The sequence below is a fragment of the Gammaproteobacteria bacterium genome (assembly GCA_029882975.1).
GTDB lineage: Bacteria > Pseudomonadota > Gammaproteobacteria > SZUA-152 > SZUA-152 > JAJDNG01.
This window is the reverse complement of sequence record JAOUJW010000030.1, coordinates 1-19,843: the sequence shown is the minus strand read 5'-3', so window position 1 is coordinate 19,843 and position 19,843 is coordinate 1. Positions and strand designations below refer to the sequence as shown.

Below are 19,843 nucleotides of genomic sequence, written 5' to 3'. Positions count from 1 at the left end.
AACCCTTTGCGTAACCAAAAGGAGCCTACTCTGATTGAGTTGAGCGCTTAATCAGAAGCTCCCTAGAACATGAGGCGAGTTTTTTGAGTAAGCGACGCGTTGTAATTACTGGAATAGGCATGGTTTCCCCGGTGGGGTTAACCGCCCAGGAATCCTGGCAAAATATATTGGAAGGGAAAAGCGGCATCGCGCCGTTGACGCATTTTGATGTCAGCGATTACCCCACGCGCTTTGGTGGATCAGTAAAAGGTTTTAACGTCGAAGATTATATTCCGCGTAAAGACGTTAAAAAAATGGATCCCTTTATCCATTACGGCATCGCCGCTGGAACCCAAGCTTTGAAAGATTCCGGTTTGGAAATTACCGAAGAAAATGCCCCCAGGGTAGGTGTATTTATTGGTTCGGGTATTGGCGGTGTTACCGGAATTGAAAAGGGCCACGACGCTTACTTACAGGGCGGACCCCGAAAAATTTCGCCCTTTTTCGTCCCTGCTAATATTATCAATATGATTTCGGGAAACTTCTCCATCATGTTCGGCCTCAAAGGTCCCAATCTGGCCATAACCACCGCTTGCACCACAGGCACACATTGTATTGGTGATGCCGGTCGTTTAATAGAATACGGCGATGCCGATGTTATGGTGGCCGGCGGTGCTGAAATGGCGTGTTCTTATACCGGTTTAGGCGGGTTCTGCGCGGCTAAGGCCTTGTCGACACGCAATGATGACCCGGAAACGGCCAGTCGTCCCTGGGATTTGGATCGGGATGGATTTGTATTGAGCGATGGTGCCGGGGTTGTGGTCCTGGAAGAGTACGAACATGCGAAAAAGCGTGGCGCAAAAATTTACGCCGAATTGCTGGGCTTTGGTCTCAGTGGCGATGCGTATCATATGACGTCTCCTTCACCTATGGGAGACGGGGCGAGACGCTGCATGGAAAACGCTTTGAGAAATTCCGGTGTGAACAAGTCTGATGTGAATTACATTAACGCTCATGGCACCTCTACCAAAGCAGGCGATAAAGGTGAAACAGATGCTGTAAAAGGTTTGTTTGGAGATTTAGCTTATAAAATTCCCATGAGTTCCACCAAGTCCATGACCGGGCATTTGCTGGGCGCAGCCGGTGGTATCGAAGCCATTTTCACTGCTTTGGCTCTGCGAGATCAAGTGGCACCACCCACCATCAACCTCATCACCCCCGACCCGGAATGTGATCTGGATTATGTACCTCACACAGCAAGGGAACTGACCATGAACGTGGCAATCTCCAATTCCTTCGGCTTTGGCGGCACCAACGGAACCATCGTCTTAGGTAAAGCTGAGTAATTTAGTGAACTCATGCACCTGTCCGTGCTGATATCCTTTTTTTTGGCCGGTCGTATTTTAGCGAGTCGTTTTGCAAGTCGTAAGTTGCATCCCGATAACACATGATGCAACTTACGGCCGGCACCAAAAGTTCTGCTTTCATTCACAGCTATGATCTGAGCGCCCACTACGAAACAGATCTATTACAGTTACATCAACTGAATTCCCAACGCTATCCTTATTTGCTGGAATCTGTCGCTCACAGTTCCGCAAACGGACACTACGATATACTGTTCGCCTTTCCTCAATTCAGTTTGGTTCTGGATCCTCTAAACGGATTACACTATACAGCCCACGGACCGGATGCAGAACCGGACATACCGCAAAATGCTTGTGCTCAAACCTTTCTGGATGAGTTTGACTATCGATTTAAACAGAACCGCGTGGATGAGGGTGGGAAGGACCTTGGTGTTCCATTTTTGGGTGGCTGGTTTGTTTATTTGGGTTATGAGTTGGCGCAGCAAATTGAGCCGGTTTTGCAGTTGCCGCAGCCGGATCGTGAACCGGTGGCTTACGCTACCCGAATTCCGGTAGCCATTGTTCGTGACGCCCGCCTCAAGCGGCTATTGTTGGTATGGGAATCCTCTTTTGCACTGTGTTCGCAAATAAGGGATCAGGTGTTACAGGATCTTACAGAGGCCACAGCCTCGTTGCCGGGCGACAGTGTTTGCAACAACGTTGAGGAAGAAGAACCGCAACGGTATATTTCCAGCGTTAAGGCCATTAAGTCTTACATTAAGGAAGGCGACGTGTTTCAGGTAAACCTGTCACGCCGATGGAATATGGAATTTAACGGCGACTATACCCAGCTCTATCGCCGATTGCGCCGTCATAATCCTGCTTCTTATTTTGGACTGGCCAAATTCCAGCAGCATATTATTATGAGTTCTTCACCGGAACGTCTGGTTCGCGTTACCGGCGATGTGGTGGAAACCAGGCCCATAGCCGGTACGCGCCCCACGGCCCATATAGCCGCGGACGATAGTGCTTATAAATCCGAATTGATGTCACATCCAAAGGAACGTGCCGAACACGTGATGTTGATTGATCTGGAACGCAACGACCTTGGACGCATTTGCCGTCCGGGCAGTATCCATGTTAACGAACTGATGGTGTTGGAATCCTATGCCCATGTGCATCATATTGTCTCCAACATCAAGGGGCGCTTGTTAAAGGGAACCACACCCGGTGAGGTGATTAAGGCCGTGTTTCCCGGAGGCACTATTACCGGTTGCCCTAAAGTCCGGTGTATGGAAATCATTGCCGAACTGGAACAGCAGGCACGAGGTGCCTATACCGGCTCCATAGGATATATCAATCATAACGGTGATATGGATTTTAATATTTTGATTCGGACGATGAAACTATGCGACAACCATTTGAGTTTGCGTGCCGGTGCCGGAATTGTGGCTGATTCTGAGCCACAATGGGAATTGGAAGAAACCAGGGCCAAAGCCAGGGGTATCTTGTTGGCTTTAGGTTTACTTAAATGATCTAACGCCAATATGACTTTAACCCAGTTAATCAACGGTAGACCCGAAGATCAAATTTCCGCATCTGACCGGGGATTGTTCTATGGTGACGGTCTTTTCGAAACCGTACGGGTTCAACAGGGTCACCTGTGTTTATGGTCGTTACACCTGCAGCGCCTCCGTTCCGGTTGTGAGCGATTGGGGATAGCCGTGCCGGATTCGACCCTGTTAGAGCACGAAGCCGTATCATTGCTTTGTGGAGAGGATTTGGAAGTCATAAAAATAATAGTGACACGGGGCGTAGGGCAGCGGGGATTTGCTGTTACCGGTACTGAATCACCCACAAGAATTGTGATGCACCAGAAGTTTCCTCGCTATAAGTCCGATTTTTGGCGTTCAGGTATCCGCATGCGCTTTTGCCGGACTCGACTGGCTATACAACCGGCATTAGCAGGGCTAAAACACCTGAATTGTTTACAGCAGGTACTGGCCAGAAGGGAATGGGACGACCCGGAAATCCAAGAGGGCATCATGCTAAACAATGACAATGAAGTAGTGGAAGGTTGTATGAGCAATATTTTTCTGGTGAAAAACAACCGTATTATGACTCCGGACTTATCGTTATGCGGTGTTGCCGGAGTTATGCGTCACCATATATTGAAATTGGCTCAAGACCTGGGAATTGAGCTCGATATTACAAGCGTGACGCCACAAGACTTGCGGGATGCAGAGGAAATATTCGTCAGTAACAGTTTGATTGGGGTTTGGCCCGTACGACAGTTGGAACAACATCTGTATACTGTAGGTCCCATTACACAAGAGATTATGGAACGATTACAATATTTCCGGTAACCATTTCTGGTAACTTTTATGGTAACCCACAGAGATAAGAACGATTTATGAAAAATGTTGTTTACAAACTGGTCGGAGCGGGCGTTTTAATCGGGAGTTTGGCTGGGGGTTGGGTTTACATGGCGTTTGATCGGTTTTTAAACACACCCATGCAGACACTGGCCGAAGGTCAAGCAGTGGAAATTAAATCCGGGCAAACCCTCACGCATTTTTCCAAAAATCTTTTTGAACAAAAAATTATCGATCATCCTCGATATTTGGTTTGGTATGGGCGGGTGATGGGTAAGGCGGACAAGATCAAAGTGGGTGAATATTTCATCAACAGGGATATGACGCCGAAAACTCTGTTCGATAAAATCACCCGCGGCCAAACCATTCAGTATTCCGCTACCTTTGTGGAAGGCTGGACCTTTAGGGAGTTAATGACCGAGTTACAAAAAAACCCCAATCTGAAACATACCTTAACCGATCTCAGTGCCAAGCACGTGATGGCTTCTCTGGGATTGGAAGGGACACACCCTGAGGGCTGGTTTTTGCCGGACACTTATAATTTTCCCCGCGGTACCACGGATGTGGAATACCTACAGCGCGCCTATAAAGCTATGAAGCAATATTTGGAGACCGAATGGGAAAAACGTGCCGCCGGGTTACCCTATAAAACATCCTATGAAGCCTTGATTATGGCGTCCATTGTGGAAAAGGAAACCGGCCTGGCCAGTGAGCGTCCCACCATTGCCGGTGTTTTTGTTCGGCGGTTGCAAAAGGGGATGCGCCTACAAACAGACCCTACGGTGATTTACGGCATCGGGGAAAAATTTGACGGCAATATACGGCGTCGAGATTTACTTAAAGATACCCCGTACAACACCTATAGACGTCATGGTTTGCCGCCTACGCCGATTGCGATGCCGGGACGGGAGGCCATTTATGCGGCGTTACATCCTGAGGATGGTAATAGTCTGTATTTCGTGGCTAAGGGGGATGGTAGCCATGTGTTTACCGGTAATTTACGCGATCACAACAATGCGGTCATAAAGTATCAATTAGGGGGAAAGGCACGCCCTTTTTCATCCATGCCGAAGGTTCCCAAAAAGGTCTCACAATCCAAATGAGGTGGATTTCAAAATAATTTACCGAGTTTCATAAAAATGAATCGGAATAAACTGAGGTAGGTTTAAATAATGCGGGGGAAATTCATTACTATCGAAGGCGGCGAAGGTGCCGGTAAAAGCACGGCCATGGGCGTTATACAGGATGCTCTCACAAACGCCGGGATTACCTGTGTGAATACCCGAGAACCCGGTGGTACTGCAATCGGCGAAACACTGCGGGCGCTGTTGTTGGACAAAGCCAACGGTGAAATTGCTCAGGATACTGAATTGTTGCTTATGTTTGCCGCCAGAGCCCAACACCTCGCCGAGAAAATTCAACCGGCTTTGCAGCAAGGGCACTGGGTGTTATGTGATCGGTTTACCGATGCCAGCTACGCCTATCAAGGTGGTGGCCGAGGCATGGATTGGGCACGGATTGCCCAACTGGAACAATGGGTTCAGGGGGAATTGCGACCGGATTTGACCTTGTTATTAGATTTGCCCGTGACCACGGGATTGCAACGGGCGGCGGGACGAGGGGAGTTGGATCGGTTTGAGCTGGAGCGATTCGAGTTTTTCGAAAAAGTCCGCAGCGCCTATTTAGAGTTGGCGCAACAGCACCGCGCCCGGTTTCGTGTCATTGACGCGGGTCGGCCGCTGGATCAAGTCCGGCAGCAGTTGATTGCGGTGGTGAATACCTATATAAACACGGTATGACAGTGGAAACGGCACAGCATTCATTGAGACAACAAGAGCTGTATTGGCAAAAATCTCAGTGGCAGGAAGTGATAGCCCGTGTTCAAAACGGGACACTGCCGCACGCTTTATTACTCGCAGGTGATGCGGGGCTGGGTAAAGGTCTTTTTGCCGAAACTTTGGCGGCTGTGTTGTTGTGTGAGCAATCACAAGCTGGTGAGCAAGACGCCTGCGGCCGATGTCATTCCTGCGCCATGATCCAAATGGGCTCGCACCCGGATCTGCTTTACATTACTCCACAAGAGGATGGCAAGGCCATTACCGTCGATCAAATACGTGAAATGGGGCGCTATCTCAGTCTCAAAAGTCACGGCGGGGGGTATCGTGTGGTGGTGGTAAACCCGGCGGAGAATATGAACCGATTCGCAGCGAACAGTCTTTTAAAAACCCTGGAAGAACCGGGTGAGGGCACAGTCATATTGTTGGTCAGTCACCAGACCGGCCGTTTATTGCCCACCATTCGTAGCCGTTGTCAGAGTATTCAATTCAAACTGCCGCCGGCAGCGGCATTACAGCAATGGTTACAACAAGGCCAGGGTTGGGATCCGGAAACGGTACAATCCCTGGTGTTTTTAGCTCACGGTTCACCTTTGCAAGCACTGAACTATGGTCACAATGGTGCCTTAACCCTGGCACAACAAGTATTGACCGACTTTCAAGCGGTTGCAGCGTTGCGACAAGATCCTGTTTCTGTAGCGAAAAAATGGTTGGATCAGGATGTGTCAGCGGTGTGTCAATGGCTCATTTCCTGGACCATGATGATGATTCGGCTCAAGTCCTGCGGCCAAGTACCCGATAATAAGGCCGTAACGGACCAATTGCCGCTGGCGAAGCAATTGCAAATGTTATCGGAAAAGGTACACTTAAAAGCCTTATTTGCTTATTTCGATAAAGTAACGGAATGTTACAGGCTGTTGAATAGTCAAGTGAATACCCAGCTTATGTTGGAGGATTTACTGATTTACTGGCGTAGGATAAATACGGTAACGACATAACTACGGTAACGACATAACTACGGGATTTGTAATGGCTGATGCACGACAAGGCGGCATACTGTCGCTGGCGATCAAGGATAAAAGTTCTCTGTACACCGCATATATGCCGTTTGTGAAAAACGGCGGCTTGTTCATCCCTACCAATAAAAAGTACAAATTGGGTGACGAAGTCTTTATGTTGCTGACTTTGATGGATGAAAAGGAAAAAATTCCCGTTGCCGGCAAAATTGTCTGGATCACGCCACCGGGATCTCAGGGGAACCGAACCGCTGGGATTGGGGTCCAATTCAGCGATCAAGATAAAGGTGCTGTGCGTAATAAAATAGAAACCTATTTGGGTGGGGCTTTAAAATCGGATCGACCCACTCACACGTTATAGCCGGCTGATTTACAGTCGTCTGTATCACAGTCGACTGGTTCAATAAGAAAAACAAAAATAACTCATTTCAAGGATCTTCATGTCTACCTTATTAGTTGACTCTCATTGTCATTTGGATTGTTTGGAACTACAAAACTGGGATAACGGCGTCAGTGGCGTTTTAGCGGATGCGCGCGAACACGGTGTGGGACATTTTTTGTGTGTATCCATCGAATTGGATGCCTTTCCCGGTCTGTTGGAAATGGCCTCGGCCCATCAGGAGGTTTCTGTTTCCATGGGAGTCCATCCCAATGTGAAATTGGAACAAGAGCCTGAACTGGAACAGCTGATACAGCTCGGACGGGATGATCGTGTGGTCGCCATTGGTGAGACCGGCCTGGATTATTTTCGCAGCGAAGGTGATTTGGAGTGGCAAAGGGAACGCTTGCGTCGACATATTCGTGCCGCTAAAGAACTAAACAAACCCTTGATTATCCATAATCGGGAATCCAGTGCGGATACGATGCGCATACTCCGGGAAGAAGGTGCCGATTCGGTGGGTGGGGTAATGCACTGTTTTGTGGAAGACTGGGAAACGGCGGTGCAAGCCATGGAACTGAATTTTTATATCTCCTTTTCCGGCATTGTTACCTTTAAGTCAGCTACGGAATTGCAGCAGGTGGCCAAAAAGCTGCCTTTGGAAAAAATGCTGGTAGAAACCGACTCGCCTTATTTGGCACCGGTGCCGTTTCGGGGCAAAAAAAATCAACCCGCCTACGTGCGTTATGTAGCACAGCATATAGCGGATTTACGTTCATGCCACGTAGATGAGATCGCCGCGGCCACCAGTTACAATTTTTTCCAGCTGTTTAAAGGTGCTGTACCAACATTTTAAGATCAGGGTACGCGTATATTTTCACGGTCCAGCATTTGCACCAGCCGAATTAAAGGCAGTCCAATGAGCGTGTTGGGATCATCACCCTCCAGTTTCTCAAATAGACTGATACCCAATCCTTCGGATTTAAAACTACCGGCACAATGGTAGGGTTTTTCCCGGGTCAGGTAACGTTCAATCTGCTCCCCACTTAATTTGCGAAAATGTACTGTGAAAGGAACACAGTCCAACTGATAGTCTCCTGTCGCCGAATTGAGCAGACATAAGCCCGTGTAAAACACCACGGATTTGCCCGACATTTGTGACAACTGCTGCACCGCTTTTTCATGAGACCCCGGCTTGCCCAATACCTGCTTATCGAATGTGGCGGTTTGATCCGAGCCAATGATTAAAGCCTGTGGATGCCTTGGAGCCACAGCCAGCGCTTTCGCGTGTGCCAATCGAGTTACCATTTGCTCAGGGGGCTCCTTGGGTAGGGGGGCCTCGTCCACTTCAGGTGAGTCGGTGCTAAACGCCAAGGCCAGCTTTTGCAATAGCTGCTGTCGGTAGGGCGAGGTGGATGCAAGGACAATGCGGTGTTCCGGTGAGGTCATGGGAAAAACAAACTCCTGCTGACAAAGCGGGGGATTTTAACAAATTTTGAACAATTACCGTAGTTTTTCTGGCCTGCTGGGCGAGGTTTGACTACAATGAAACAGTACTTACTTGTTGCAGGGGGTTATGCTGCTATGATCCGCAGTCGTTTGATGGTTTTGTTGTTCTCGCTACTTGTTGCCGGGTCCGCTTTTGCAGAGGCCTGCAGTTATCGGGAAGCCATGATTGCGTATGAAAATGGCAATAAAGTAAGGGGCGATGCCTTAATGCGCATGGCGGCCAATGACGGCGATGTCCGGGCGCAGACCTTTCTGCACAACACCCGTTTGGCTCAAATAGAACCGGAAACAAAACCTCAACCTTTGCTGGCGAACTCAAGCCAGTCGGATCTAAACCGCTAGTTCGTCCACGGTATTATTTACGGCTGTTAGCGGCTATGGGCGCTGAGTAGTTGTGGATTGATATGATCCAGCCAACGATTCTTGCGCGCTTTGTTCAGAAAACGGGCAGCGTCAAGATCCCCTTTATCCGCGGCTCGTTTAAGCCAACGTACCCCTTCACGTGCTTGTTCCAGGTCGGAACGGCCGATATAAAGCAAGCCCAACAAATATTGCGCCGAAAGATTATCGGCGTCCGCGGCGCGTAAATACCATTGCTCTGCCATAGATTCGTTACGCAGTACTCCCCACGCATTCATATATGCCAACCCCACCAGAACCTGGGCGCCACTATGACCTTGTTGTGCCAGACTCTGCCACAACCGCAGTGCTTTCTCATGTTGCCCCTGATTGAACGCCGTTTGTGCTTCCAGCAACATATTGTCGTTGAATTCATTTTGTGAAGGGAGGGGGCTGTTACTCGCCTGTGCAGTGTTTAGTATAAAAAACAGTGCAACATATTTGAAAAGCGTCCGAATGTGTTTTAATCTTTGCATAAGTGTCCGTATTAGCGAAACAAAATTAAAGTTACTGAATAACAATTTCGTGAAGCAGTTCTCAGTTTTGAACAATGTTACAAAACCCGATGTTACAAAAACGTGTTACAAAAACGTGTTACAAAAACCGGCAATACCCACCGTTACAACAACCAAGCGTTGCAAGAACCCATGGCAAGTAGTGTTAGCACAACCAACGACAACAGCAGGATCGAGTGAGTTCCATTGACGCCCTGATCCAGCTCATGCAAGAATTGCGCGACCCGGTTAATGGTTGTCCCTGGGATTTGCAGCAGGACTTCCATACGATTGCACCGTACACCATAGAGGAAGCCTATGAAGTGGCGGATGCCATTGAGCGCGAGCAACCGCAAGAGTTGTGTGAAGAGCTGGGTGATTTATTATTTCAGGTTGTTTTTCATTCACATTTAGCTCAGGAACGGGGATGGTTTCAATTTTCGGACGTGGTCGCAGGCATTTGTCAAAAGCTTGTCATACGCCACCCGCATGTTTTTGGCACGGATGTAAAAAAATCGGCACAAGAACAAAGTGTGGACTGGGAAAAATACAAATCCCATGAACGCCAGGCTAAGAATTACACCAGTGAGATGGATGGGGTTGCCGCCAGTCTGCCTGGATTGCTTCGAGCAATAAAATTACAGCAACGGGCTGCGCGGCTGGGTTTTGATTGGAAAGACGTCGCCGGCGTCTTAGAAAAAATAGAAGAAGAAATGGTTGAAATCCGTTCAGCTCTGGAAATCAAAGACCCAAACCAAATAAGTGAAGAAGTGGGAGATTTATTGTTTTCCGTGGTGAATCTTGCACGCCATGTGCAAGCGGATGCAGAGACAGTCATGCGTCAGGCCAACCAAAAATTTGAACGAAGGTTCCGGCGTATGGAGCAGATGCTGGAAGCGCAGGGAAAGACCATTCACACAATGGCAATCAAAGACTTGAATGCGATTTGGGATGCGGTTAAGTCTGAAGAAAATAGGAACCAGGCCGTTAAATAGAATTCACGCAGGGATAGGCGGAGTCTCTTCTGTCGATACTTTCCAAAAACTGTTGCGTGCATCAATGAGTGCGAAAAGCACTAAGTTAAAATAGGTAAGGTAGAACAGAACATTGTCGAGTCATCGGGTTCTCATTGTGGTTATGACCATCTTGGCTGTGTGGGCCAGCTATTTCGGCGCCGTACAGAAAATGGAATGGCCGCTGTATAAGATTTTTGCACAATTGGCGCCGACCCAGGCAACTGACGCCAAAGTTGCGGTTATTGCCATCGATGACAAATCCATCAAAAGTAATGAGCAAAAACCTTGGGGTAGTGGGGAGTTGGCTAAGTTGGCCTCTACCTTGCGATCTTTCCGTGGCAAGTCGTTGGTATGGTTACCGCCGGTGGACGCGCACGACCTAAGCGCAGATATAGACACTGTGATGCAAAAGCTCAATCCAAAGGAGAAAAAGCAGTTCCAGCGACTCATTAGCGGTTTGGATAAGAACGGCACTTTGCTTCGTCTATTAGACAGAAAAAACGTGATTTACATGGTGCCCTATGCTGCCGGCAATGCACAACCGGGAACGGTAAAGGCGCCATCTCTGGAAGTGGACACGGTTATCAAGGATTCTGTACTCGGGCGGGCGCTGACGTTTATCTATGCAATGCCGCAAACTGAATATAGCGTAAACAATGCACAAACCGACTTGTTTAAATCGGCTCGCAATGGCTTCTATCCGGCGCCAGAGCACGGTGCAACAATTGTGCAGGAGCCTTTGATAATCAAACTTCAAGACAAATATTTTCCCAGTGCGGCTTTACAGGTTTTGGCACTGATTAATGGCGCAACACAGAAAAAAATTCAATTCATACCCAGTGAAGGGGTGCGGGTACAAGGACAGATGTTCGCGACCGATCCGGCGTTTAATGTGGTTCCCAGACTGGGTGAAGCTAAATTTGACAAATCCATAGTCCCTGTATATTCCGCTATAGATGTTGTGACAGGAAAGATTAAAGCGGTGGAATTAAATGAATTTGATGTGCTGGTGGTAGGGCAGTCCCACGCAGACACGGCAATGGTCAAATTGTATTCCGGCGACAAAAGTTCCTACCCGGTTTGGTTTGCTAATCTGGTGAACACCTTGGTCCAGGGCAATGTGGTAAATGTGCCTTATGGGTCCCATGTGATTCAACGGTGTTTGATCCTTGTGGTTGCCCTTTATTTTATTTTTCTTCCATTACGTTTGCGTGGTTACGTGGGTTTGGCATTTTCCGGTTTTTTGGCCGTGTTAATGATTAACGCCATGTTTTTTTCCATGTTCTTATATACCAGTTGGTTAAAAATAACCATCCCTGTATTGTTTTTAGTTGTTGGACATTTAATTGTTGCATTTCATTTTAAATTGACCATGGCGTTTAAGTCTTTGCAGTTGGAAGCCGCTAATGCCTATCGAGAGTTGGCTTTAAATGAGCAAACTCATGGTAATTTAGATAAAGCCTTTGCTTATATGCGTAAGTGTCCAATGGATAAGAAACTTTTAGAATGTCTTTATAATTTAGGGATTGAATTTGAGAGTCGTCGGCAGTTTCGTCAGGCGGTTGCAGTCTATGAATACATTTCACGAAAAGATTCCAACTATCGTGATATCCAGGAACGCAAAGCCAGACACCAGACTGTATCCAGTCCCAATTTGTTAAGTCGTACCAGTACACCGAATACAGCGGCGACGCTGGTGGTGGATCATCCCAATGTTGCTCGTCCTGTCCTGGGGCGGTATCAAGTCGAAAAGATAGTAGGGCAAGGAGCGATGGGTACCGTCTACTTGGGAGTGGATCCTAAAATAGGCCGCACGGTTGCTATCAAAACCCTGGCCTTGTCTGAAGAATTCGACCAAAAACAATTGGAAGATGTCAGACGGCGTTTCTTTCGTGAGGCTGAAACCGCCGGTCGATTAAATCACCCCAATATAGTCACCATATATGATGTGGGTGAGGAGCACGATTTGGCCTATATCGCCATGGACTTTATCACCGGTGATGGTCTGGACAATTTTGTACAAGGCGAAACTTTACTGAGCATCGATGAAGTGTTTCAAATCGGTGTGGAAGTGGCCGAAGCGTTGGACTATGCCCATGCGCAAAATGTGGTTCATCGTGACGTAAAACCGGCGAATATTATTTATGACCCCAAAACCCACGCCATAAAAGTAACGGATTTTGGAATCGCCTGCCTGACGGATACGAGTAAAACCCGTACCGGAACTATTATGGGCAGTCCTTCTTATATGTCCCCGGAACAATTGGAAGGCACGGATGTGGATGGACGTTCCGATTTGTATTCTCTGGGAGTGACTTTGTATCAATTGTTTACGGCAACGTTACCATTTACTGCGGATTCCATGTCTTCCTTGGCGTATAAAATTGTCAAAGACAAACCCAAGGGTATTCGTCAAGTCCGTGCTGAGCTTCCGGTATGTCTGAGCCGGGTAATTAATAAAACCCTTGAAAAAAATCCGGATGACCGCTATCAAAATGGTGCGGAGCTTGCAAAAGCATTACGTCGGTGCGGAGGTTTATAGTTTCGACTTTTCGTTCCGATAATAAACCAAGGCCCGGCAAAAGCCCTGTAACGGGTTCAGTTTCATCAGTTTAAGCTATAGACAGAGTGCAAAATGGCGAAAATAGTACACAGACGAGAAGGCGTAATTGTTGGCGAATACCCCTTGAAAAAAGGTCGAATTATGATTGGCCGACGTCCGGAGTGTGAAATTTGCATTGATGATATTACGGTGAGTGGAAATCACGCTTCTGTAACAGTTAAACCCAGTGACTACATGGAAGGCTTGAACGACATCGTTATCGAGGATCAAGGCAGCACTAACGGTACAATCGTCAACGGTCGCAATATCAAACGGCATTTTTTCAAACACGGGGAAATCGCTTTTATCGGTACCCACGAATTGACCTTGATTGACGAAAAAACGCAGGCTTTTGAGACCACGCAAGTCATTCTTCCGGATCATTGATCCCGTCGACTAAAATACAGCGGGATTGTCAGACAATAACTACATCAGAAAGTGTGGGTTAAGGTTTTCTTTGGTAAAGAATTTCTAAGATACTGAAATATAGCGTTAAAACATTTAAATCCAAGAAAAATCCTACAGTATCATAGGAAATATCCTAGTTATAAACGGGTAAATTAAGAAGATTTTAAGCCTTTGCTAATGTTGTTGCGATAGCATGACGGTCCAAGCTGACAGGGGTTTTAAGGGCGGCTGGTTGATTTGTCTGCGGTGCAGAATCGTACCTAATTTTATATTTACGGTCCTAAGTTCACATTTATCCATTCACAACCATCCTAGGAATCATCGCTCGTAACCCATAAGGAGTTCCGGGCAATTGCCTGCTGCTCAGCACTTTTTTCGATTAACGGCTGCTAAGGTGTTACATGGCCTTATTGAACGTAAAAAACTCGCTGAGTGTTGCGATTTTAATGTGGGTTTGTGTTTTTTGTACTTTTTCATTCCAGGTCCAGGCACAGGCCGATTTTGATCATTTAGACACTGGGTTTCCTTTAGATGGGGTGCATGCAGAACTTGCATGCGACAATTGTCACATAGGCGGGGTGTATGATGAGCTGCCTACTGTGTGTGCGGAATGTCACAATGGCACCATTGCTTTGGGTCAGCCTTCCAACCACATCCCGGTTACATTGCCCTGTGATCGCTGTCACACAACAGATGGTTTTCAAGTCAGTGGCACTCAATTATTTGACCATAGTGGTATTGGGACCAGTAATTGTGCCGCTTGCCACAACAGCGTCAATGCCGGCGGTAAGCCGGCGAACCATATTCTGACTCAATCCGATTGCGGTTTGTGCCATGGGGTGGACAGTTGGTTCGTCAGCTTGTTTGACCACACCAATCAGGATACGGGTACTTGCTCCCGTGCCGGGTGTCATAGTGGTTTAAACAAAGCTCTCAACCATCCCCTAACCACAGATGCCTGTGAGTTTTGCCATATATTTGTGTCCTGGTTGCCCTATATTCAACCATTGGATCATTCCCAAGTGTTGGGTAGTTGTAGTTCAGGTGGGTGTCACAACGCAGCGGATAAATCACCGGCACACCCGCTGACCAGCAATGTTTGTGAGGCCTGTCATAGCTCAGGTCGGTGGCTGCCGTTGCAAACACCCATTGCCCACAGCCATACGGTCGATGTCTGTATAAATTGCCACAATGGAACTATTGCTACGGGAAAATCGTCACTACACCCGGTGACGGTAACGGATTGCGCTTTGTGCCACCAATCCGGTGCAGCCTTTCTAAATTTGCGCCTGCCGTTGGACCACAATGCCATCATTCAACCCAACTGTGCCAGTTTGGGATGTCATAATTCCAATGAAAAACCGGTGGTACACCCACCCAGCAGTGATGCCTGCGAATTGTGTCACGTCACCACTTCTTGGCGGGATGTGACTTTGGCTCCATCACATTCCTACACTACGGGTTGCACCAATGCCGGGTGTCATATCCAAGCACCCGTGCATCCTGCTACGGTACCCAATTGTGAGAACTGTCATACCTATCCTTTGTGGGCCGATTTAACAACTTTCGATCATGTTTTCACCAGTGCCGGCTGTACCAGTTCCTTATGTCATGATGGGGCAAGCAGTCGTACCTTTAAATCTGCAGCACACCCCGTTACCAGCAACGCCTGTGAGCTGTGTCATACTAACAGTACTTGGAGACCGTTGTTGTTGCCTTTTGCTCACACCGAAACCACGGATCTCTGCCAAAATTGCCATAATGGCACCGTCGCTACCGGAAAAGGGGCATTGCATCCGCAAACTACAAATACCTGCGATAGTTGTCATCAAGTGGGTGTCAGTTGGTTGAGCATTCTAGTGCCCTTCGATCATACCCAGGTCACCAATATTGCAGCGACTTGTAAAGATTCCGGATGCCACACTACAGCAGATGAGGGCGGGCACGGAAATTGTGGAGTAACCAATCTGGACTGTGTCTTGTGCCATAACACCTCCGGTTGGTTAAACAACCCGGACTCAACCTTGTGTGGTACTACCGGGGGTGGAACAGTTCCACCACCAACCGGTGGAGGAGGCGGTGGCACCGTGGGTGGTAATAACGCACCCACAGCGGTGATCACCGGTCCCGCCACGGGATTTTGCAATACTAACTATACGTTTGATGGTACTTTGTCCGCAGATCCGGAAAATGATCCTCTAAACTATACTTGGACCATTGGCACGGCTATATTAACCGGCCCCTTTGCCACCCAAAGCTTTAACGCAGCGGGCACCTATATTGTGACTTTGGTGGTCAATGATGGCCAGTTGGATTCGCTGCCCGTGGATCACACTATTGTGATCAGCGGTGGTATGGGTTGTGGTATGTAACCAAAACAGCGAAGTTGGGCAACACTCTGACTACGCATACGCTCCGTAGGGTTTTGGGTTCTGCGGAGTGTATGGTTAAGAAAAACTAAGCAAAAAACCTACGTAAAATTCAATATATCCTACAAACAAATCAGCCACTTCCTAGCTCGTTCTCGGTTAAACTAAGGCGCAATTAGAAATCGTGCGGTTGCAGCCGAGTATTAGCAGAGTTTCGACATAGAATTTAAGCGCGAATGCAAGGTCTCAGGTCCTTGGCGTTAAAAATCAAAGACTAAAAGAAACTCTTGTTGCATCAGCCGAGCAAAAAGCAGTTATGACTTATGGGAATTTTACTACTTAACCACAAGCATTGTGGCTAAGTAGTCAAACACGCAATGTTAGTAGTGGTGGATTCGGTATAGGAAGTACGGGCGGTACAGGTCCACTAAATTTCCCACTACAAAAAAACTCACGTCATAACTGGGGGCAGTGGCGCTACCTCAGAGAGTTCCGGGTTATTGGTTACTCGCTGGCGTAACGCTATCCAAACATAAGAGAAACCATTCGGTGACTTGTCGTTTCCGGAGTGGGTTTACTGTGTTTGTGTCCCGGGCTTTGTAATTCTCTACGCAGTTGGCGGGAAGTATGGGGGATGCGGTTTGAAGTTTGGGAAGACATACCCAAGTAGGGCACAGATTCAATCAAACGTTAAGGCACAGCCGCTGGGTGTTATAGGGCTTGTTGTCTGTGTGATATTAATACTCAGCCTGGTGCCAATGTCATTGTTGGCTGCAGACACGACTGAGTCTGCCGCATTGCCTGCTTTCGATCATCTGGAAACCGGCTTCGCTCTGGAAGACGCTCACGCCGACATTGATTGCGACCAATGTCACATCAACGCCAACTTCGAAGACGTACCGGTTACTTGCGAAGAGTGTCATGACGGCTTGTTTGCCATAGGCAAATCTCCGGATCACCTTCAGACCAATGCCAGCTGCGAAGCTTGCCATTCCACCCGAGGATTTGTGTTTAGCGCGGCGCAGCTGTTTGACCACAGTGTGGTGGGGCATTCACCCTGCCGCGACTGCCACAATGGAAAAATCGCCACAGGTAAGCGCAGTGATCATATTTTAACGGTAGATGATTGCGGTGCCTGTCATTTAACATCAACCTGGCGTATAGGCGATTTTGACCACAGCTTGGTGGATACCAGTACCTGTACCGGTATGGGATGTCATAGTGATTTGGAAAAAACACCGAGCCATCCCATTACCACCAGTTCCTGCCAGTTTTGTCATACCCCTGCAGGCTGGTTACCGTATACCACACCATTAAATCACGCCCATGTAATCGGTAGTTGCGGTAATGCCGGTTGCCATGACGGTACCGGTTTCGGGCAGGGTAAAGGGACGACACATCCACAAACCACCAACGCCTGTGAAGCCTGTCATAGTGTTGCCGGTTGGTTACCCGTTCAAGTGCCGATAGATCATTCACAGATTCTAAGCCCAACGTGTATCACTGCCGGTTGTCACAGTCTCAATGAAAAACCCGCTATCCATCCTCCCACTACCGATGCATGTCATTTGTGTCATGAAGGCGGACGTTGGATTCCGGTATTAACTCCGTTCCCCCATGACCAAGCGGATGTCACCAATTGTGCAATAGCAGGATGTCATGCTGATACGGATAAACACGCAACTCATCCGCCTACCACGGCGGCATGTGAACGCTGCCACAGCACTACGGCTTGGATGCCCTTTATAGTACCGTTTGATCATTCTCAGGCTCTGAGTAACACCTGTGAAACATCCAATTGTCATAGCGCAGCAGACAAATCGGTAAATCATCCTCCGACTAACGATTTCTGCAGTATGTGTCACCACACACTGGGTTCCTGGCTACCGGTATTGTTTGATCATAACCAGGTCACCGGTAATTGTGCCTCGATTGGCTGCCACAACGGTCAGGGAATACCAACCTACAAATCACCGCAGCATCCGCCCACAACAGAGGCTTGCGAACTGTGCCACAGCTATCCCGATTGGTTAGTTCCTAATTTACCCTTTGATCACAGTGCAATATTGGCCGGCACCGGTTGTACTGTTATGGGTTGTCATACTGCCGCCGATAAGGGGCCGAACCATCCGGCGGTTACCACGGATCAATGTGAACTTTGCCACCAAACCACATCTTGGTTGCAAATTAATACGCCCTTCGATCACTCATTGACGCTGGAAACCAGCTGTAATGCAGTAGGTTGTCATACGGCAACGGATAAATCCGCCAACCATCCGCTGACATCAGATATTTGCGGGGCTTGTCACGTCAATACCGCCTGGCAGTCCTTGATCGTACCTTTTGACCATAGCCAGACCAGTGATGTTTGCGGGCGTTGCCACAATGGTCAAATCGCTCCCGGAAAATCCATGCAGCATCCGGCAACCACCGATGCATGTGAGGCTTGCCATCTGGCGGGAGCTTGGACACCCTTGTTGCTGCCATTCCGCCATGATCAGGCAAATGTGGCCTCCTGTGTATCCTTCGGTTGTCACAGCGCGGCGGATAAAACCCCCAACCACCCGGCAACAACGAATGTGTGTTCAGCCTGTCACGTGGCCGGTTTGTGGATTCCGGTGCGTACCCCCTTCGACCATAGCCAAAGTCTTGAGGTGGATTGTACCGCTGCGGGTTGTCATAGTGCGGCCGATAAATCCACCCTGCATCCCGGTACAACGGATATTTGTCAGGCTTGCCATACAGCAGGGCAGTGGATACCGGTTATCATTCCGTTTGATCATAACAACGTAACACAGCCCAATTGTGTCAGTACCGGGTGTCACAGTCCTGCGGATAAATCCGCGAATCATCCGCCTACTTCCGATTCCTGTGAGTTTTGTCATATACCCGGTAGTTGGGCTGCCGTCAGGTTTGATCATACGTTCACTACCGGTTGTGCCCAGGCAGGCTGTCATGACGGCACAAATCCGGCTATCGGTTTTAAAGCACCTACCCATCCACCCACATTGGACGTGTGCGAAGGCTGTCATGCTTATCCTTTATGGTTTCAAATTCGCATGGACCATACGTTTACGACCGCAGCTTGTGGCTCAGCGGGGTGCCACGATGGCGCCAGTGCCCGTACCTTTAAGTCGGCCCTGCATCCCATTACCAGTAACTTATGCAGTGCATGCCATAGCACTGCGGCATGGCGACCGCCGCTATCGCCCATTGATCACAGTCAGACCACGGCATTGTGCGATAGCTGTCATAATAATGTGATCACCACCGGGAAAGGGACAGGGCATATAGTTACCGCTTTGGTTTGTGATGCTTGCCACAGTACGACCGCTTGGCGACCGGCATTTTTTGATCATAGCTTTGTCACGGGACAGGCTTGCGCGCAAGCGGGCTGTCACGATGGCCTGAGTGGGCCTACTTATAAATCGGGGACTCATCCTTTGACCTCGGAGCGCTGCGAGGCTTGTCATAGTCCTGCCAGCTGGGCGCCCACATCCGTTAACCATAATGAACTTCTATCCCAGCAGCTGTGCGAGGCCTGTCATGCCTTGCCGGGAGGACACTGTGATACGGGTGGGGCGGATTGTGGTGCTTGTCATAGTATCAGTAGCTGGGCGAATCCCTCTAGTTGTATCTCAACAGTGCCGCCACCACCGACTACACCACCACCACCGCCAACAGGCGGAGGCACACCGCCACCACCACCACCACCGCCAACAGGTGGAGGCACACCGCCACCACCACCGCCAACAGGTGGAGGCACACCGCCACCACCACCCACGGGTGGGGGCATGGGCGGAGGCACGGGCGGTATGGGCGGAGGCACCACACCGCCGCCGCCACCACCACCACCACCACCGCCACCCACGGGTGGAGGCATGGGCGGAGGCACGGGCGGTATGGGCGGAGGCACACCGCCGCCGCCGCCACCACCCAGCGGTATGGGAGGAGGCGGTGGTGGTATGGGCGGAGGCACACCACCGCCACCACCACCACCCAGCGGTATGGGAGGAGGCGGTGGTGGTATGGGCGGAGGCACACCACCGCCACCACCACCACCCAGCGGTATGGGAGGAGGCGGTGGTGGTATGGGCGGAGGCACACCACCGCCACCAC

The 19,843-nt window shown here is 49.0% G+C and carries 16 protein-coding genes; 14 read left to right on the top strand and 2 right to left on the bottom strand.

The window, feature by feature from the left end:
- The first annotated feature begins 83 nt into the window (after positions 1-83).
- From fabF to OEY58_18065, 8 genes are all read left to right on the top strand, one after another.
- On the top strand, positions 84-1,325 hold the full coding sequence (gene fabF, locus OEY58_18100) for a beta-ketoacyl-ACP synthase II (GenBank protein MDH5327369.1): 1,242 nt from the start codon (positions 84-86) through the stop codon (positions 1,323-1,325).
- Between the two features lie 101 nt (positions 1,326-1,426).
- Positions 1,427-2,857, top strand: coding sequence for an aminodeoxychorismate synthase component I (locus tag OEY58_18095; protein ID MDH5327368.1), 1,431 nt, complete (start codon positions 1,427-1,429; stop codon positions 2,855-2,857).
- A 12-nt stretch (positions 2,858-2,869) separates the two neighbouring features.
- Positions 2,870-3,688, top strand: a complete 819-nt coding sequence (gene pabC, locus OEY58_18090; protein ID MDH5327367.1) for an aminodeoxychorismate lyase — start codon at positions 2,870-2,872, stop codon at positions 3,686-3,688.
- Positions 3,689-3,735: 47 nt separating this feature from the next.
- A complete protein-coding gene (gene mltG, locus OEY58_18085; GenBank protein MDH5327366.1) occupies positions 3,736-4,800 on the top strand; it encodes an endolytic transglycosylase MltG in 1,065 nt (354 codons plus the stop codon).
- A gap of 69 nt (positions 4,801-4,869) precedes the next feature.
- The gene (gene tmk, locus OEY58_18080; protein MDH5327365.1) at positions 4,870-5,496 is read left to right on the top strand and encodes a dTMP kinase; all 627 of its coding nucleotides are present in this window, start codon (positions 4,870-4,872) and stop codon (positions 5,494-5,496) included.
- Positions 5,497-5,498: 2 nt separating this feature from the next.
- The gene (locus OEY58_18075; GenBank protein ID MDH5327364.1) at positions 5,499-6,530 is read left to right on the top strand and encodes a DNA polymerase III subunit delta'; all 1,032 of its coding nucleotides are present in this window, start codon (positions 5,499-5,501) and stop codon (positions 6,528-6,530) included.
- 31 nt (positions 6,531-6,561) lie between these two features.
- Positions 6,562-6,909 carry a PilZ domain-containing protein gene (locus tag OEY58_18070; GenBank protein ID MDH5327363.1) on the top strand — a complete coding sequence of 116 codons (348 nt, stop codon included), beginning with the start codon at positions 6,562-6,564 and terminating at the stop codon, positions 6,907-6,909.
- A 79-nt stretch (positions 6,910-6,988) separates the two neighbouring features.
- On the top strand, positions 6,989-7,783 hold the full coding sequence (locus OEY58_18065) for a TatD family hydrolase (GenBank protein MDH5327362.1): 795 nt from the start codon (positions 6,989-6,991) through the stop codon (positions 7,781-7,783).
- A gap of 2 nt (positions 7,784-7,785) precedes the next feature.
- On the opposite strand, the gene OEY58_18060 is transcribed toward OEY58_18065, so the two are convergent.
- The gene (locus tag OEY58_18060) at positions 7,786-8,376 is read right to left on the bottom strand and encodes a Maf-like protein (protein ID MDH5327361.1); all 591 of its coding nucleotides are present in this window, start codon (positions 8,374-8,376) and stop codon (positions 7,786-7,788) included.
- A 96-nt stretch (positions 8,377-8,472) separates the two neighbouring features.
- On the opposite strand from OEY58_18060, the gene OEY58_18055 reads away from it, so the two are divergent.
- Complete coding sequence (locus OEY58_18055; GenBank protein ID MDH5327360.1) at positions 8,473-8,778, top strand: hypothetical protein; 306 nt, start codon at positions 8,473-8,475, stop codon at positions 8,776-8,778.
- Positions 8,779-8,804: 26 nt separating this feature from the next.
- Here OEY58_18055 and OEY58_18050 read toward each other — a convergent pair whose 3' ends face one another.
- Positions 8,805-9,311 carry a sel1 repeat family protein gene (locus tag OEY58_18050; protein ID MDH5327359.1) on the bottom strand — a complete coding sequence of 169 codons (507 nt, stop codon included), beginning with the start codon at positions 9,309-9,311 and terminating at the stop codon, positions 8,805-8,807.
- 215 nt (positions 9,312-9,526) lie between these two features.
- Between OEY58_18050 and mazG the strand changes: the two genes are divergently transcribed.
- The 5 genes from mazG to OEY58_18025 all read left to right on the top strand — a co-directional run.
- Positions 9,527-10,324 (top strand): nucleoside triphosphate pyrophosphohydrolase, encoded by a 798-nt coding sequence (mazG, locus tag OEY58_18045; GenBank protein MDH5327358.1) that lies wholly within the window; start codon positions 9,527-9,529, stop codon positions 10,322-10,324.
- Positions 10,325-10,466: 142 nt separating this feature from the next.
- The gene (locus tag OEY58_18040) at positions 10,467-12,887 is read left to right on the top strand and encodes a protein kinase (GenBank protein ID MDH5327357.1); all 2,421 of its coding nucleotides are present in this window, start codon (positions 10,467-10,469) and stop codon (positions 12,885-12,887) included.
- A gap of 93 nt (positions 12,888-12,980) precedes the next feature.
- Entirely contained in the window at positions 12,981-13,334 is a 354-nt protein-coding gene (locus tag OEY58_18035) for an FHA domain-containing protein (GenBank protein ID MDH5327356.1), read from the top strand.
- 422 nt (positions 13,335-13,756) lie between these two features.
- A complete protein-coding gene (locus tag OEY58_18030) occupies positions 13,757-15,727 on the top strand; it encodes a PKD domain-containing protein (protein MDH5327355.1) in 1,971 nt (656 codons plus the stop codon).
- Between the two features lie 755 nt (positions 15,728-16,482).
- Positions 16,483-19,843 (top strand): hypothetical protein (locus OEY58_18025; GenBank protein ID MDH5327354.1); only part of this gene is annotated, 3,361 nt, incomplete at its 3' end.